This window comes from Thiocapsa bogorovii, from assembly GCF_021228795.1.
GTDB classification, from domain to species: domain Bacteria; phylum Pseudomonadota; class Gammaproteobacteria; order Chromatiales; family Chromatiaceae; genus Thiocapsa; species Thiocapsa bogorovii.
In genome coordinates this window covers 4,348,847-4,364,962 of the sequence record NZ_CP089309.1, presented here as the reverse complement: position 1 = coordinate 4,364,962, position 16,116 = coordinate 4,348,847, and the positions used below count along the sequence as shown (strand labels likewise).

The following is a 16,116-nucleotide window of genomic DNA, read 5'->3' as shown; positions in this document are numbered from 1 at the left end:
TCGACGATTGTTGGATCTGGCGCGGTTTAAAGTGTTGAAGAATAAAACCTTAAACCGCGCCCGCTCCAACGGCCGTGAAGTTCGCCGAGGCCGATCCCATCCAAAAACAACGTAGACCGCAAGGGGCGCGGTTTAATAGCGGAACAGCGAGAAGACCGGACGGCCGTTGAGGGGTTGGACCGGTCGGGCGTTCGCGCCGGTGGCCCGCGCGATGCGCTGGATCTGGTCGGCACTCACCTCGAGCGGCTCGCGAAAGACGAACCAGAGCACCGGCTCGGTGCATGGGGGCGTGACGAGCGAACCCGTGTAACGGTAGTAGCTTCGATCGACCGGCAGCAGGAAGAGCGGATTGATGCCGACCTGACGTTGCCGCACCCGTTCCCCGGGCTGCATCGGAAAATGCTCCAGGATACGGTCGAGAATCCGATTCTCGCGATCGCCGGCCCGCAGCGGCACGGCAACGACGGCATAGCCGCCCTGCCCGTCGCGGTGCACCATGTGGATCTCGGCCTCTGCAGTAACCCCCTGGAAAGCGTGCAGACCGGGGACATGGAAGTTGAATTCGACCAGGTCATAGGCCTGCCCCCTGACCACAAGTGCACTGCCGGGAGGCGAGATCAAACGCACTCCGTGGCCGGTGTTTTCCGCTTCGAGGAGCTGCGATCGGTAGCGAAAGAGCAAGGGCGTGTAGGTGACGCGCTGGGTCTCGACGATATCGATCGGCGATTGCAGCTCGCCCCGCGAACAAAGCTCGTATGCGCCGCCGAGATCGCCCCATTGGTCCGGGCCAGCCACCCCCGAGTACGACCACTCGGGCACCCGCGTTGTCACCGGATCGCGCGCAGCGGCATCACGGCACAGACCGGCCGCGACCAGACAGAGCGTCAAACGCACGACACGGTGCCGTCGGGCGGCATCGGGGTTGGCCAGGCACGGAAAGGTCATCGGATCACTCCTTGCGTTTTTTGATGCCGGCAATGGGTACGACCCGGGCATCCGGCGGCTCGTCGACATAGTAGGGGCGCTCCCCGCCGCGACCCTGAGCGTCCGCCAGCTCTTTCTCGCGTGCGGCGATCAGGCCCAAGCATTGACGCACGTCCTCGATGGTCGGATCGGACAAGGGGTGACGCATCCCGGGCGGCGGGGTCACGTCTCGAATGATCGCAGACAGGGTCTTGCGCATCGCGATCAGGATTTGTTGCTCTTTGCTCAATTCATGCATGGCGAGGTCCGTAAGGTCTGGAGAGACGGCGCGATCACGGAAAGCGGACAACCGCGGTCGATGCGGTTCCGACGTCCGTTTGTTGTTTGATTCAGCAACATTGGGGCGATGCCGGAAGAATCCGGCGCCGCGCAGATCAGGGGCGATCGAGCAAGGCATTCAGCATCGCCTCGTCGAGGATCGCAACACCGAGTGATTGCGCCTTCTCGAGCTTCGAGCCCGCCGCCTCTCCCGCAATCAAATAATCCGTCTTCTTCGAGACGTTGTTCGTGACTTTCGCACCGGCGTCCTTCAACCGGGCTGCGATCTCGTCGCGCGACCGGCTGAGTGTACCGGTGATCACCATCGTCTTGCCCGCGAGGGGCAGCGCGTCCGTGTCCTGCGCAGGTGCCGGCGCGTCCGGCCATTGGATCCCCGCCGCGAGCAGGCGATCGATCGCCTCGCGATTGTGCGCTTGAGCGAAGAAGCCCGCAATCTCCGCCGCCACCACAGGACCGATCCCTTCGACCAGCCGAGCGCTGTTGAAATAGAGATCTTCGAGCTCGGCGGCGCGAAGCGCCGGCAGATCATCGAAGTGTCCGGCCAACGCCTGCGCGCGCGCAGGCGTCAAACCGGGGAGCTTCAGTCCCGCGAGCCAGTCCGCAAGATCGCCCTGCGCCTCGACCTCCGGATGCTCGACCAGGAAGCGATGCAATGCGGTCGCCGTCTCCTGCCCGACCCCTTTGACCCCTCGGTCACGCACGAAATCCGACTCGCGTGCCCGCTCCAGCTCCGCGATTCCGCTGAACCGGGCGGCCAAGGCCTGCGCGGTCGTCTCGCCGACGTCCGGAATCCCGAGTGCAAAGATGAAGCGCGCGAAACTCGTGGACTTGCTGCACTCGAGGGCCTCGATCAGGTTGGCCGCGGATCGCTCGCCCATCCGGTCCAGACCGGCGAGCTGCTCCGCGGTCAGCCGATACAGATCGGCCGGCTCGCGCACCAAACCCGAATCGACAAGCTGCTCGACGAGCTTCTCGCCGAGGCCATCGATATCCATGGCACGACGCGAGGCGAAATGCCGGATCGCCTGCTTGCGCTGGGCCGGACAATAGAGGCCACCGGTACAGCGCGCCACCACCTCGCCCGGGGGTCGGAGCACGTCGGAACCGCACACCGGACAGTGGGCAGGCATCTCGACCGGCACCGCGTCGGGCGGTCGGCGTTCGACCAAGACGCTCACGACCTCGGGGATCACGTCGCCGGCACGTCGGATGACGACGGTATCGCGGACTCGAACGTCCTTACGGGTCACCTCGTCCATGTTGTGCAACGTGGCGTTGGCCACCGTGACGCCGCCCACCTGCACGGGCCGCAACCGGGCGACCGGGGTCACTGCGCCCGTGCGTCCGACCTGAAATTCGACCGACTCGACGACCGTCAGGGCCTCCTGCGCGGGGAACTTGCGCGCGATGGCCCACTTCGGATGACGGGCGGTCGCGCCCAGCCGCGCCTGATCGGCGATCCGGTCGACCTTGAAGACCACGCCGTCGATCTCGTAGGGCAGCGCATCGCGGCGTCGCCCCAACCCCTCGAAATAGGCCCGACAGCCGTCGGGCCCCTCGACCTGTCGCAGCTCCGTGGAAATGGGGATCCCCCAACCGGCTAGGCGCTGCAGCATCGCGTATTGACTCGCCTCGGAAGCGGTCGAGGTCTCGCCCCAACCGTAACAGCAGAAACTCAGAGGCCGAGTGGCGGTCACTCGGGGGTCGAGCTGGCGCAGACTCCCGGCCGCGGCATTGCGCGGATTGGCGAAGACCCGCTCGCCGCGCTGCGCTGCGGCCTTGTTGAGCCGCTCGAACCCCTCGCGTGACATATAGACCTCCCCGCGCACCTCGAGCACGGCGGGGCACGCCTCGCCGAGGAGACGCAGCGGGACACTCTTCACGGTCCGCACGTTCGCGGTGACATCCTCGCCGGTGGAGCCGTCGCCACGGGTCGCTGCCTGAACGAGCAGTCCCTCTTCGTAGCGGATGCTCATCGCCAGCCCGTCGAGCTTGGGCTCGGCGGTGTAGAGGACGGGCTCCGTTCCCGGCAGGGCCGCAACGACCCGGCGGTCGAACTCGGCCAGCTCATCGTCGCTCATGGCGTTGGCAAGCGAGATCATCGGCAAACGATGCCGCACCTGAGCGAAGGCGGAGAGCGGTGCAGCGCCGACGCGTTGTGTCGGCGAATCCGGTGTCCTCAGCTCCGGATAGCGGGTCTCCAGGGCTTGAAGCTCGGCGAACAGACGATCGTACTCGGCGTCCGGGATCTCCGGATCGTCGAGGACATAGTAGCGGTCATTATGGCGAGCGATCTCCGTGCGCAGCCAGGCGGCACGCTCGCGGTCGGCATCCGAGCCGGTCAACGCTCCGACGTTCTCGACCATCGGCGCTCGTTCTCGAGCACGGCCCGGCGCAGATCTTCTTCCTTAGCGACCGTCAGCGGGCGACGCGTCTCGTCGAGGACGTCGCCATCGAGCTCGCTGGCGAGCTTTCGCGCCGTGGCGATCATCTCTTCGAGGACCGTGATGTCCTCCGGACGCCCGTCGAGCTGGGCGAACAGCATCAAACCGGGCGTCGAGAACTCGTCCATAGCGTCGAACGGAAAGATCCCCGGCTTCACCATGTTGGCCATGCTGAAATAGATGCGGGTATCGTCGTCGAACTCGTCGAGACAGTGAAAGATATCCATCCGGCCGGGACGAAGACCGCAAGCCTCCGCGGCGTCCATCAATTCAGGTCCGAAGAAGGGCTCGCGGCGCGCGCCGACACTGAGCTGGATCAATAGGGGCTCGATCTCGCCGGCAACCTCGGACTCGAGATCGTCCTCAGAGTCGGACTCCGACGCCCACGCCGACGAGCTCCCGGACTCCCGCGCGGCACGAGGCGATTCCGCCACGGCGGAGTCGTCTCTGCGCACGGGCGAGGACGCGCGACCGAGGCCGAGATCAGGCTCGCGCTTGCCGGACGACAGACCGTAAGGCGCATCGGCCTCCTCGTAGTCGTCGTCCTCGTCCGTGTCGTCGTCGGCCCGGCGGCTGCGCTCCCACAGGAAGAGGGCGAGGATGAGCAAGGCACCCACGGCAATCAGTATGAGACGGATGGTATTGGCGTCCATTCAAGCGTTCGTGTCGGTCTGACGTTCAGGACTGGGTGGAGTATATCAACGCGCGAGCGACCTGTATCCCCGATCGGGCGGGTGAATACCGAGCGCGCGTGACTTTTCCCCGAATCAGGGTGCGTCCCGCACGGGTCGGACGATAAACGCCGAGCACTCAGGATACCGCCGCAAGTCGCACCGCCTCGTCGACGTCCACCGAGACGAGCCGCGAGACACCGGGCTCGTGCATGGTCACTCCGAGCAGATGATCGGCAATCTCCATCGTGACCTTGTTGTGGCTGATGAAGACGAACTGGACCCGATCGGACATGGAGCGCACCAGCTCGCAGAAGCGCCCGACGTTGGCGTCGTCGAGCGGCGCGTCGACCTCGTCGAGCATACAGAAGGGCGCCGGATTGAGCTCGAAGATGGCGAAAACCAAGGCCACCGCCGTCAGCGCCTTCTCCCCGCCCGAGAGCAGATGGATGCTCGAATTGCGTTTGCCCGGGGGGCGTGCCATGACGCTGACGCCGGTCTCGAGCAGATCCTCGTCGGTGAGATCCAAGCTCGCGTGACCGCCGCCGAAGAGCCGCGGAAACAGGAGCTGAAACCCCTGATTGACCTGATCGTAGGTCTCGCGGAAACGGCTGCGTGTCTCGCGATCGATCTTGCGGATCGCCTGTTCCAGCGTCTCGAGCGAGCGGCTGATATCCTCGTGCTGTGCGTCCAGATAGACTTTGCGCTCCGCCTGCTGACGGAATTCGTCCACCGCCGCGAGGTTCACCGGCCCAAGCCGCTGGAGACGCGCCGCGGTCTTGGAAAGCGCCTCCTGCCACTGAGATTCGTTCGCCGCGGGATCCATCTCGGCGAGCACCTCGGCCGGTGTGGGCTCGGCACCGTCCACCTCGGCGATCTGCTCGGCGAGGGTCTGGCGACGGACCAAGCGCTCCTGGTGCTCCAAACGCTGCCGATCGAGCTCGCCGCGACCGACGCGGCCCTCCTGCTCCGAGCGCTGACGCGCCTGCTCGAGCTCGCGCACCTCGGCATCCAAGGCCTCGAGTCGGTTGCGTGCCTCGGCCAACGCCTCCTCGACCTCCACCCGGAGCACCAGCTGCTCGTCGAGCCGCACCCGCTGCTCGGCCAATGGCTCGACACTCTCCTCGAGCGCATCCAACAGCTCGGCGCGGCGCTCGTGGAGCACCGCGCGGCGCTCCTGTAGGCGCGCCAGGCTCTGCTGCGTGGCCGCGCGGGCGGCGCGGTTCGATTCGACGCTGACCCGCAGCCCCTGCGTTCGCTCCCGGCAGCGACGCTCCTCCTCCCGCACCGCGGCAAGCCCGGCACGCAGCGTCTCGCGCTCGACCTGCATTGCGTCGCGTCGCTCCGCCAAGCTCTCCACCAAGGAGAGGTGCTCGTGCAGACGCTCGCGCGCCGCTTCCATCTCCTCCAAGGCATCGGCCATCTGCTCCTGGAGCTCGTCGCGCTCGGCGGCCAATGCCTGAAGCCGATCCTCTCGATGCTCGCGCTTGGCGCGCAGGCTCGCGAGCTCGGCCTTGAGCAGCGACAGCTCGCGACCGAGCGCCGTCAGCTGCCGTCCCGCATCGGCCCGTGCCTCTTGAGCCACCGTTCGGGCGGCGCGCGCATCCTCCTGCTCGGTGCAGAGCGCGGACTCCTTGGCCTGAAGCTCGGCGATCTCACCGCCGAGCGCCTTGATTGCCTCCGCCCGCGCGATGACGCCCGCTTGCGCCTTAACCGGCGGCGTGCTTAGCCAGTCGCGACCGACCCGCGCACCCTCGGGCGTCACCCATTGCTCGGCCGGTCCCAAGGCGTCGCGCATGGCGACGGCGTCGGCGAGCCGGTCGACGGTCCTGACCCGACCGAGCAGCCCGTCGAGCGCCCAGGGTGCGCGAACATGCGCAAGGAGCGCCCGAGCCGCCGGTGCGCCGTCAGAGTCCCCCGGAGCCTCGACTTGCCCCTCGGCATCCAGGCGGGTTTCCAAAAGGACCACGCCAGGGGGCGGATCTCCGCCGCCCGACAGTGCATGATCGAGATTCGGAATGCCGATTGCGCGAATCGCATCCCCGAGCAAGACCTCGACCGCACGCTGCCAATCCGCGTCGACGTCGAGCCCATCGATCAGACGCACCGCGTCGGCGAGTCCCGCAGCGGCAATCCAGTCGGCAGACCGGCCGTCGGCATCGGTGTCGGCCAGGGCCTCGTCCTGGAGCGCGCCGAGCGAGGCCAACCGGCCCCGGGACTCCTGCAACAGGGTGCGGACCGCATCAATCTCCGAGGCAAGCGTACCGATCGCCTCGTCGCGCTCGGCCAGGCCGGCGCCCAGGGACTCTTGACGCCCCTCCATGTCCGCAAGCTCGGTCTCCAATCGGGTTTCTCGCGCGACGAGCTGCAGGAACCGATCCTCCAGCTCCAGGCCCTGCAGACGCGCGAGATCTTCGTCCAAACGCCGCAATCGGTCGCGGTCGCGATCGCTGCGTTGCTCCAACGCGTTGATCCGCGCACGTTCGGCCTGCGCCTGCTCCGAAGGCCCGGCGGCCTCCCGACTGAAGTCGTCCCAGAGACGCTCCCAGTGCTTGAGCTTATCCTCGGCCAGCGTCACCTGCTCGAGCACCCCGGACAAGGCTTGATCGGCGTCTGTCAGCTCGGGCTCGTCGCGGGCGAGGTTGCGATCGATCTCGGCAAGCCGTCCCTGGTCGCGCTCCAAGTGGTCCTCGGCCTCGCCGATCTCCTGATCGAGCCGCACCAGCTCGCCCTCGCGCCGACCGCGGGCCTCGCTGGCAAACTGAATCGCCTGCTCGGCCCGCGCGATCTCGGAGCCGACCGCGTAAAACCGCCCCTGCACCCCGTTGAAGGTCTCAGAGGCACTTTGATAGTCGGCGCGCCGTGCCTCGATATCCGCCTCGATCCGTCGCTGCTGTGCGAGCCCCGCTTCGGTCCGGGTCTCGGTCTCGGCCAGTCGCTGCTCGCGGGTGCGGATCTCCGCGTCGAGTGCCTGCCAACGCAGCGCCTTGAGCTCCAGGTCCAGACGCCGCTCCTCGGCCTTGAGCTGGGTATAGCGCTCGGCGGAGGCGGCTTGGCGTTCCAAATGCTGGATCTGTTTGTTGACCTCGTCACGCAGATCGTCGAGCCGATCGAGATTCTCGCGGGTCTGGCGCATGCGGCTCTCGGTCTCGCGGCGGCGCTCCTTATATTTCGAGATCCCCGCGGCCTCCTCCAGAAAGAGCCGCAGATCCTCGGGACGCGCCTCGATGATGCGCGAGATCATGCCCTGCTCGATGATAGCGTAGGAGCGCGGACCGAGACCCGTCCCGAGGAAGAGATCCTGGATGTCGCGCCGACGGCAGCGTGTCCCGTTCAGGAAATAGGCCGACTGACCGTCGCGCGAGACCTGTCGCTTGACCGAGATCTGATTGAAGGCGGCATAGGCACCGCCCGCGCCGCCGTCGGCATTGTCGAACACCAGCTCGATGCTCGCCGTTCCAACCGGCTTGCGCCCGGTGCTGCCGTTGAAGATCACGTCCGCCATGGACTCGCCGCGCAGCATCTTCGCCGAGCTCTCGCCCATGACCCAACGCACCGCGTCGATGACGTTGGACTTGCCGCAGCCGTTGGGTCCGACGACACCGACCAGGTTGCCCGGAAAGAGGACCGTCGTGGGATCCACGAAGGATTTGAAGCCGGCAAGTCGGATCTTTTCGAGACGCATCCAAGAACCATACCGGAAGGAGAATCGAGGGCACAAGCGGGCCGAGCGTCTCGCATGGCACGGAGCTTTCGGGCTGGTAGACTAGAGGATCTCGATGCGGCGATGCGCGCGGGTGCGGAGCACGACGGGCGTCATGGCGAGCGCATCCTGCCGGCTTTAACCGCGCATCACCGAGATCGAAGATGTGTCCAAAGCCAAAAGCGAAGTGAAAATGACGCATTTTGCTCGGGACGCGGTTTAAAATGATTTATTTCTTAATATCTTAAGCCGCGCAAGCTCCAGCGGTCATCAAGTCTGCAGGGGCCGACCCCATCCAAAAACATCACATACCGCGCTGGGCGCGGCTTAATCCCCGGTGACCGACATCATGACACCTCCCCGACAGCTTCCCTCGGTCTTCACGCCCCGGCCTCGCTTTACCCGGGACACCCTTTCTTGGATTCCTCTCCTGTGGCTCGCGATGCCCTTATCCGCCGCGGAGAACGCCTTCGTGAACGACGCCGAGCCCCCCGTGCCGTCGAGCGTTCAAGAAGGTACGCCCTGGAAGGAAGCGGACACCCCGCTCCCGCCTTGGCCGCAGGATGCCGATCTGGTCGAGCTGGTCCCGGACGGTCCGGATGCCGCCTTGCGGTATTTCATCGACACCCGCAATCTGCAGGTCGGCGCGGACGATGTGGTGCGCTACACGCTCGTGGCGGAGGGTCGCAGCGGGACCCGCAACCTCTCCGTGGAGGGCATCCGCTGCACGCCGAAGGGCGCCTACAAGACCTATGCCTACGGTGCCGGCGAACGGTTCGTTCCGATCGCATCGGAGGAGTGGCTTCCGATCCCTGCGCATGGCGGGGAGCGCTGGCGTCAAGACCTCTGGCGATTTCACTTCTGCATCCCGCAGGCCTTCGCACCGCGCCCGAAGATCGACATGGTCCGTTCTCTCAAAGGCCGGATTTCACCACGCCAAAACATGGGTTTCCTGCCGGACTGACCACGCCGAGCACATCGATCGCTCGACTGGAAACTCAGGCGTGCAGCCCGCATGATTCGGCGGGCGGCAAGGCTTCGTCTGTTCCGGCCCGCCGGTGGTCCCGGCAGATTCTTTCTGCAGACTGCCGAGCCGCACCCTGAGACCCATTCGATCCGCGAACCCGATCAGGCCACACCCATGACGAACCCATTGCTCGAGACCACCGGCCTCCCGGCCTTCTCCCGGATCCGTCCCGAACACGTCGAGCCCGCCATCGACGTCTGTCTCGCCGACTGCCGCGCCGAGATCGAGCGCCTGACACGCGAGGTCGCGGTGCCGACCTGGGAGAGCTTCGTCGAGCCGCTGGACGAGATCGACGACCGCTTGAGCCGCGCCTGGTCGCCGGTCGGACATCTCAACGGCGTGCTCAACAGCGACGCGCTGCGCGCCGCCTACAACGCCTGCCTGCCGAAGCTCAGCGATTACGGGACCGAGGTCGGGCAGAACGAGGATCTCTTCCGCGGCTATCAGTCGGTCGCCGCGCAGGAGCACCTGAACCCGGCACAGCGCAAGCTCCTGGAGAACGCGCTGCGCGACTTCCACCTCTCGGGCGTCGATCTCCCGGCCGAGAAGAAGGCCCGCTACAGAGCGATCAGTCAGGAGCTCTCGCAGCTCACCACCAAGTATTCGGAGAACGTGCTCGACGCCACCAACGCCTGGAGCACGCTGATCAAGGACGAGACGCAGCTCGCGGGCCTGCCCGAATCCGCCCTCGGGTTGGCCCGGCAGAACGCAGAACAACGTGGCCAGACCGGCTGGCTCTTCACGCTCGACCTGCCCTCCTACATGCCGGTCATGACCTATGCGGACAATCGCGAGCTGCGCTTCGAGCTCTACCAGGCGTACGGGACACGCGCCTCCGATCAGGGGCCGCACGCCGGGCAGTGGGACAACGGCGAGATCATGGAGCGCATCCTCGCGCTCCGTCACGAGCTGGCCCAGCTGCTCGGTTTCGCAAACTACGCCGAGCGCTCGCTTGCGACCAAGATGGCCCGCTCCCCGGACGACGTGCTGGCTTTTCTGAACGACTTGGCCGACCGCTCGGTCGCTCAGGCGCGCAAAGAGCTTGCCGAGCTCGAGGCGTTCGCCCGAGAGCAGCACGGGGTCGAGACACTGGAGCCGTGGGACGTCGGCTACTATGCCGAGAAGCTGCGCCTGCACCGCTATCGGATCAGTCAGGAAGAGCTGCGGCCCTACTTCCCGATCTCGCGTGTACTCTCAGGCCTCTTCGGCGTCGTCGAGCGTCTCTTCGGGGTCAAGATCCAGGAGGCCGAGTCCTTCGACACCTATCACCCGGACGTGCGCTTCTTCGAGATCCGCGACGGTGTATCCGGGGCGCTGCGCGGCCAGTTCTATCTCGACCCCTTCGCGCGCCAGAACAAGCGCGGCGGGGCCTGGATGGACGTCTGCACCAACAGGATGCACACCAGTCGCTGCGACCAACTCCCGGTCGCCTACCTGGTCTGCAACTTCACCCCGCCGGTCGGCGACAAACCCTCGCTGCTGACCCACAACGAGGTCGAGACGCTCTTCCACGAGTTCGGCCACGGCCTGCATCACATGATGACGAAGGTCGACTATCCGGGTGTGGCGGGGATCAACGGCGTGCCTTGGGATGCCGTCGAGCTGCCCAGCCAGTTCATGGAGAACTGGTGCTGGGAACGCGAATCCCTGGACCTCTTTGCCGCCCACTGGGAGACGGGCGAGTCCATCCCTGCGGACCTCTACGAGCGCATGACCGCGGCGAAGAATTTCCAGTCGGCCATGCAGATGGTGCGGCAACTGGAGTTCGCGCTGTTTGATTTCCGCCTGCATCTGGAATACGACCCCGCACGCGGCGGACGCGTCTACGAGATCATCGAGGAGGTCCGCGACCGGGTGGCCGTGATCCGTCCACCGGCCTTCAACCGTTTCGCCCACGCCTTCTCCCACATCTTTGCAGGCGGCTACGCGGCCGGCTATTACAGCTACAAATGGGCCGAGGTCCTGTCGGCGGATGCCTTCTCGCTGTTCGAGGAAAAGGGTGTCTTCGACGCTGACACCGGCCGGTCCTTCCGCGAAAACATCCTCGAGAAGGGCGGGTCGGAGGACGCGATGATCCTTTATGTGCGGTTCCGGGGGCGTGAGCCGAATACGGACGCGCTGTTGCGGCATTCCGGCATCGCGGCTTAAACCGCGTTCGGCGGACGAACGCGGATGTCGGAGGGCGGCATTTATGACGAGGCCACCATTGCCGATCGGCGCGGCGCGGTTTAAGAGATTGAGAGCATGAGTTTGCAGACGACCCCGCGGGCCGGCTGGCCAGGCGGCCGGTAGCCCGTCGGGTGGACGAGCGAGAGCGAAGTCCACCGAACCTCGCGCCGGCGTTGGTGGACTGCGCTGCGCTTGTACCCTACAGGCCTTGTCCACCCGACCGATCCGATGAGCGGCGTGACCGGGTTTACGGCACAGGAAGTCACGCGGCAACACGACCCATTCGGAAAACGAGGTTAACCCAATGAAAAAAATAATTTTTTTATCCCGGATACGGGATAAAAAATGAAGTATCGAGATTTGCGGGATTTTATCGAACAGCTTGAGCAGCGCGGCGAGCTGAAACGCATCCGGGTGGAGGTCGATCCCTATCTCGAGGTGACCGAGATCTGTGATCGGACGCTTCGCGCCGGCGGGCCAGCCCTACTGTTCGAGCGACCGAAGGGGTCGAAGATGCCCTTGCTGGGCAACCTGTTCGGGACGACCCGACGGGTCGCGCTCGGCATGGGTGAAGAATCGGTCGAGGCACTGCGCGAGGTCGGCAAGCTGCTCGCCTTTCTCAAGGAGCCCGATCCACCGAAGGGGATGAAGGAGGCGTGGCAGTCGTTGCCGATCTTCAAAAAGGTGCTGGACATGGCCCCGAAGGTACAGCGCAACGCCCCCTGCCAGGAGATCGAATTCAACGGGGATCAAGTCGATCTGGCGCGCCTGCCGATACAGCATTGCTGGCCGGGCGATGCCGCGCGGCTGATCACCTGGGGCCTGGTCATCACCAAGGGGCCGGAGAAGGCACGCCACAACCTCGGCATCTATCGGATGCAGGTGCTCGGGCGCAACCGGGTCATCATGCGCTGGCTCGCCCACCGTGGCGGTGCCCTCGATTTCCGCGACTGGAAACGCGCCCATCCCGGCAAGCCCTTCCCGGTGACGGTCGCGCTCGGCGCCGACCCGGCGACCATCCTCGGCGCGGTCACGCCGGTCCCGGACACCCTGTCCGAATATGCCTTTGCCGGATTGTTGCGCGGCAGCCGCACCGAGCTGGCGGTCTGCAAAGGATCCGATCTCCAAGTCCCGGCCAGCGCCGAGATCGTGCTCGAAGGCCACATCCACCCGGACGACATGGCACCGGAAGGGCCCTTCGGAGACCACACGGGTTACTACAACGAGGTCGGCGAGTTTCCGGTCTTCACCATCGAGCGCATCACCCAGCGCCGAGAACCGATCTATCACAGCACCTATACGGGGCGACCGCCCGACGAGCCGGCGATCCTGGGGGTGGCTCTGAACGAGGTCTTCGTACCCATCCTGCAGAAACAGTTTCCCGAGATCCAGGACTTCTATCTGCCCCCCGAGGGCTGCTCGTATCGCCTGGCGGTCGTCAGCATCAAGAAGCAATATCCGGGACACGCCAAGCGGGTCATGATGGGTGTCTGGTCCTTTCTGCGCCAGTTCATGTACACCAAGTTCGTGATCGTCGTGGACGATGACGTCTGTACGCGCGACTGGACAGATGTGATCTGGGCGATGACAACCCGCATGGATCCGGCGCGCGACACGGTGATGATCGAGAACACGCCGATCGACTATCTCGACTTCGCGTCTCCGGTTTCGGGGCTGGGGTCGAAGATCGGATTCGATGCCACGAACAAGTGGCCGGGAGAGACGACGCGCGAGTGGGGTAGCCCCATCTTAATGGACGAGGCGGTGCGAGAACGGGTGGACGCGATCTGGGAAAGTCTCGGAATCACAGGGCCCGGGGTCGCAACGACCAACCAAGAAGCGGGTAAGGGACGGCACGTGTAGGCATCGACGCCGGCGGCGCAGCGCGCCCCGACGGCGATAGGTTTACAGCAGAACAGTCAAGCGACGGGCTCAGTAGCGACCCCCGCCTCCGCGTGGACGTTCGGCACGCGGACGTGCCTCGTTGACGGTGAGCTTGCGCCCTTTGAAGTCGGTTTCGTTCAGCGCCTTGATGGCCGCGTCTGCCTCCGAGTTGTTGGGCATATCAACAAACCCGAAGCCTTTGGACTGACCGGAAAACTTATCCTTGATCACCTCCGCGGCCGCGAGCTCGCCGAACTGTCCGAAGACGTCCCGAAGGTCGTCGTCGGTCACGCTATAGGTCAGGTTTCCTACGTAGATCCTCATCGCTGTCTCTCATGCTGGTGTGCGTTGGTCGAGCCAAGACTGCCGAGTTGCCAACACACAAGCCGACTCGACAGCGGGTAACGCAAACCCGAACCCGCGCGGATATCCACGGCACGGGAGAGGGGATCTATGCAGTGAGCCCGGATCCGGCACGGCAGCTCGTCGAGCACCCGAGCCGCGCCCGAGGAGACGACACCGCAACCGTCGTGCGTGGGGCCGAGCTCCTACGCCTGATACCTGCTCCATGTCGTGCGCCGAAATCCCGTACGCGCTGCGATTGATTCCTGATGAAAGCTAGTGGATCGTGTGCGAAGCGTCAACTCCGTTTGCTTGACGAAATCGTGACGATTCGTTGCGCGGGAACCCGATGCCCGGGGATGACCGACCAGGAAAGCAGGCCTGACCCATCATCGCGACAAACCCCGGAACAGCAAGCCGATTGCTGCGGATCCGCCCCGATCCAGGCGCCGAACCCAGCGCGGATCCCTCGATACCCCCGATCGCCCCTCGGGGTCGCCCGCACCGGGGTGTTCAACCGTCCGGTTCGCAGCCGGCTGCACACGCAGGGTGAGGCCGAGGGAACGCCGACCGAACCGACGAACGGCTCGGTCGATCGGGTCTCCGGATCAATTGTTGCTGAAACTTCCGCGCTGATGCTCGTCGACCAGCACTCCCCCCAAGGCGCCTACGCCGGCACCGATGAGCGCGCCGCGACCGGCGTTGCCGCTGAAGGATCCGATGGCTGCTCCGGTGGCTGCGCCCATACCGGTCCCCGTCGCGACACGGGAGGTGGTTGTGCTGCCGCATCCGACGAGCAGGACAGCACAGGCAAACGCGGCCGTAACTGTGGTGATTTTCATCTTTGGAATCTCCGAGACTGCAGGACATCGAGCCGACGCTCGATCGATTGAAGACCTACTTCTTACCCTTACAAGGATACTTGGCTGCAAGCGCGCGGACCACGCCCTTCACGGGCTGCTCGCCCATCAACTCGGCGTTCCCGGAATTGGCCTTCGCCCAAGCAACGAACGCCTCGCGGGCATCTCCGATCGTGGCGCCTTGGGGATAACAGATCAAGCGCTTCAATCCGTTGCGGGCCGTGACGCCGTCGTGATATTGGACGGTCGCCTCGAGGAAGGCACGGCAGGCTAGAGATGCACTCGTATACCCGTCGGCATCCGCTGCAACCGAGCAGATCTGATAAAGGTCCTCGGTCGAGTCGTAATTGAAGTCCGCCTCCTCCAACGCGCTGGCGGGGGATGCGAAGACTGCGGTTGCGAGCAGGGCGGCGAGCATTGCGGGCACTTGTCGATTTGAACGCGTCATCGATGGCTCCTTATGGATTGTCGGGTCGGATCGTGCCGGGGCTCGAGATCGAACCGAGCACCGGAGAGTCGAGCGGGCGGCACGAACGAAGATCATCCGAGCGACTCGCCCGACCGGGATGCACCGCCGCCACGGCGGCGTGCGATGCAGGGCCGAATCATAGCCGCCAAAAGCGTTCGAGGATACGCACACGCCGAACGCTCAGAAGAGCCCGCGCAGCCCCTCGGCCAGCGACGGGTAGCGCAGGACCAGACCCAATTCTTCGCGGAGTCGATCGTTGCGCAGACGACGTGACTCGCTTAAATAGGAGAGCATGCCCTCGGAGAGGCGGTCGGCGGCCTCCTCGAGGCTGATCAAGGGCGGGTTCGGCAGCCCGGCCGCGGAAGCCACGTCGAGAAAGTAGTCCGTCATGGTGCTCGGGTGGCCGTCGCAGGCGTTGTAGAGCGCACCCGACGGCGCCCGCTCCATCGCCGCGATACAGGCCGTGACCAGGTCGTCGACATGGATCCGGTTGGTGTAGGGCGCATCCTGCGGCCTCACCATGGGTGTCCCCGCCCGGATCCGCTCGAGAGGCAATCGGTCGGGGCCGTAGATCCCGGCCACGCGCAGGATGACCAGATCCCGGCCGCTCGCCGCGCTCCAGCTACGCAGCGTCTCCTCTGCGTCCAGGCGCCGTTGCGAACGCGCGGCAACAGGTGCGACCGGATGCGTCTCGTCGATCCAGGCACCCGCGCAGTCGCCGTAGACGCCCGTCGTGCTGATATAGACGACACGACGCGGATTCCCGTAGCGCTCGAAGACCTCGACGAGATGCCGGGTATGGGGATCTTGAACCCCGCTCCCCGGCGGCGGCGCGAAATGAAAGACTCGCGCCTCGGCAAGACCGAGATCGCCGAGATCCTCGGCCGCGAGATCGCAGCGTATGCCCTTGATGCCGAGCTGCTCCAACCGAGCAACCCCGGCGTCGGATCGCACGATGCCGGTGACGGCCTCACCCTGCTCCCGATATTGGCGCGCGAGCCGGGTGCCCACATATCCGCACCCGACGACGATCTGCTTATTCATCATCCGACCTGCCTCCTCATTGCGAAAGCGGCGTGAAATCCCCGAAGATCTTTGGATCGCGTCCGAGGTGCAGATCCGCGTTGAACCTGACACGCCGGAATCGAAAACACCCGATACGCCGGGGTAGACGCGACTCAACCCATTGAAAAAATTATTATTAAACCGCGTCTCCACTGCGGCCGCAGTTGTAGATGAGGCCCAGCAAACCCAAAACCATCGCCTAATCACTCCGGACGCGGT

General features: G+C 65.2%; 12 protein-coding genes. 3 read left to right on the top strand and 9 right to left on the bottom strand.

Features of this window, described 5'->3' with window-relative positions:
- Window positions 1–132 precede the first annotated feature (132 nt).
- The 5 genes from LT988_RS19320 to smc all read right to left on the bottom strand — a co-directional run bounded on the left by LT988_RS19320 (window position 133) and on the right by smc (window position 8,063).
- Window positions 133–945 (bottom strand): carbonic anhydrase, encoded by an 813-nt coding sequence (locus LT988_RS19320; RefSeq protein WP_232407139.1) that lies wholly within the window; start codon window positions 943–945, stop codon window positions 133–135.
- Between the two features lie 4 nt (window positions 946–949).
- A complete protein-coding gene (locus LT988_RS19315; RefSeq protein WP_232407138.1) occupies window positions 950–1,222 on the bottom strand; it encodes a segregation and condensation protein A in 273 nt (90 codons plus the stop codon).
- 136 nt (window positions 1,223–1,358) lie between these two features.
- Window positions 1,359–3,629 (bottom strand): NAD-dependent DNA ligase LigA, encoded by a 2,271-nt coding sequence (gene ligA / locus LT988_RS19310; RefSeq protein ID WP_232407137.1) that lies wholly within the window; start codon window positions 3,627–3,629, stop codon window positions 1,359–1,361.
- On the bottom strand, window positions 3,605–4,360 hold the full coding sequence (locus tag LT988_RS19305) for a cell division protein ZipA (protein WP_232407136.1): 756 nt from the start codon (window positions 4,358–4,360) through the stop codon (window positions 3,605–3,607). The genes ligA and LT988_RS19305 overlap by 25 nt, the downstream gene beginning before the upstream one ends.
- A 157-nt stretch (window positions 4,361–4,517) precedes the next feature.
- Window positions 4,518–8,063 (bottom strand): chromosome segregation protein SMC, encoded by a 3,546-nt coding sequence (gene smc / locus LT988_RS19300; protein WP_232407135.1) that lies wholly within the window; start codon window positions 8,061–8,063, stop codon window positions 4,518–4,520.
- A 367-nt stretch (window positions 8,064–8,430) separates the two neighbouring features.
- On the opposite strand from smc, the gene LT988_RS19295 reads away from it, so the two are divergent.
- The 3 genes from LT988_RS19295 to ubiD all read left to right on the top strand — a co-directional run bounded on the left by LT988_RS19295 (window position 8,431) and on the right by ubiD (window position 13,140).
- Complete coding sequence (locus tag LT988_RS19295; protein ID WP_232407134.1) at window positions 8,431–9,045, top strand: CNP1-like family protein; 615 nt, start codon at window positions 8,431–8,433, stop codon at window positions 9,043–9,045.
- 177 nt (window positions 9,046–9,222) lie between these two features.
- Window positions 9,223–11,256 (top strand): oligopeptidase A, encoded by a 2,034-nt coding sequence (gene prlC, locus LT988_RS19290; protein WP_232407133.1) that lies wholly within the window; start codon window positions 9,223–9,225, stop codon window positions 11,254–11,256.
- A gap of 366 nt (window positions 11,257–11,622) precedes the next feature.
- Window positions 11,623–13,140: a 4-hydroxy-3-polyprenylbenzoate decarboxylase gene (gene ubiD, locus LT988_RS19285; RefSeq protein WP_232407132.1), complete on the top strand. Its 1,518-nt coding sequence runs from the start codon at window positions 11,623–11,625 to the stop codon at window positions 13,138–13,140.
- Window positions 13,141–13,209: 69 nt separating this feature from the next.
- Here the strand turns inward: ubiD and LT988_RS19280 are convergent, their stop codons facing one another.
- From LT988_RS19280 to LT988_RS19265, 4 genes are all read right to left on the bottom strand, one after another.
- Window positions 13,210–13,485, bottom strand: coding sequence for an RNA recognition motif domain-containing protein (locus tag LT988_RS19280; RefSeq protein WP_232407131.1), 276 nt, complete (start codon window positions 13,483–13,485; stop codon window positions 13,210–13,212).
- Between the two features lie 626 nt (window positions 13,486–14,111).
- Window positions 14,112–14,345, bottom strand: a complete 234-nt coding sequence (locus LT988_RS19275; protein ID WP_232407130.1) for a glycine zipper family protein — start codon at window positions 14,343–14,345, stop codon at window positions 14,112–14,114.
- Between the two features lie 55 nt (window positions 14,346–14,400).
- The gene (locus LT988_RS19270; RefSeq protein WP_232407129.1) at window positions 14,401–14,811 is read right to left on the bottom strand and encodes a Rap1a/Tai family immunity protein; all 411 of its coding nucleotides are present in this window, start codon (window positions 14,809–14,811) and stop codon (window positions 14,401–14,403) included.
- Between the two features lie 201 nt (window positions 14,812–15,012).
- Window positions 15,013–15,879, bottom strand: a complete 867-nt coding sequence (locus LT988_RS19265) for an SDR family oxidoreductase (protein ID WP_232407128.1) — start codon at window positions 15,877–15,879, stop codon at window positions 15,013–15,015.
- Window positions 15,880–16,116 lie beyond the last annotated feature (237 nt).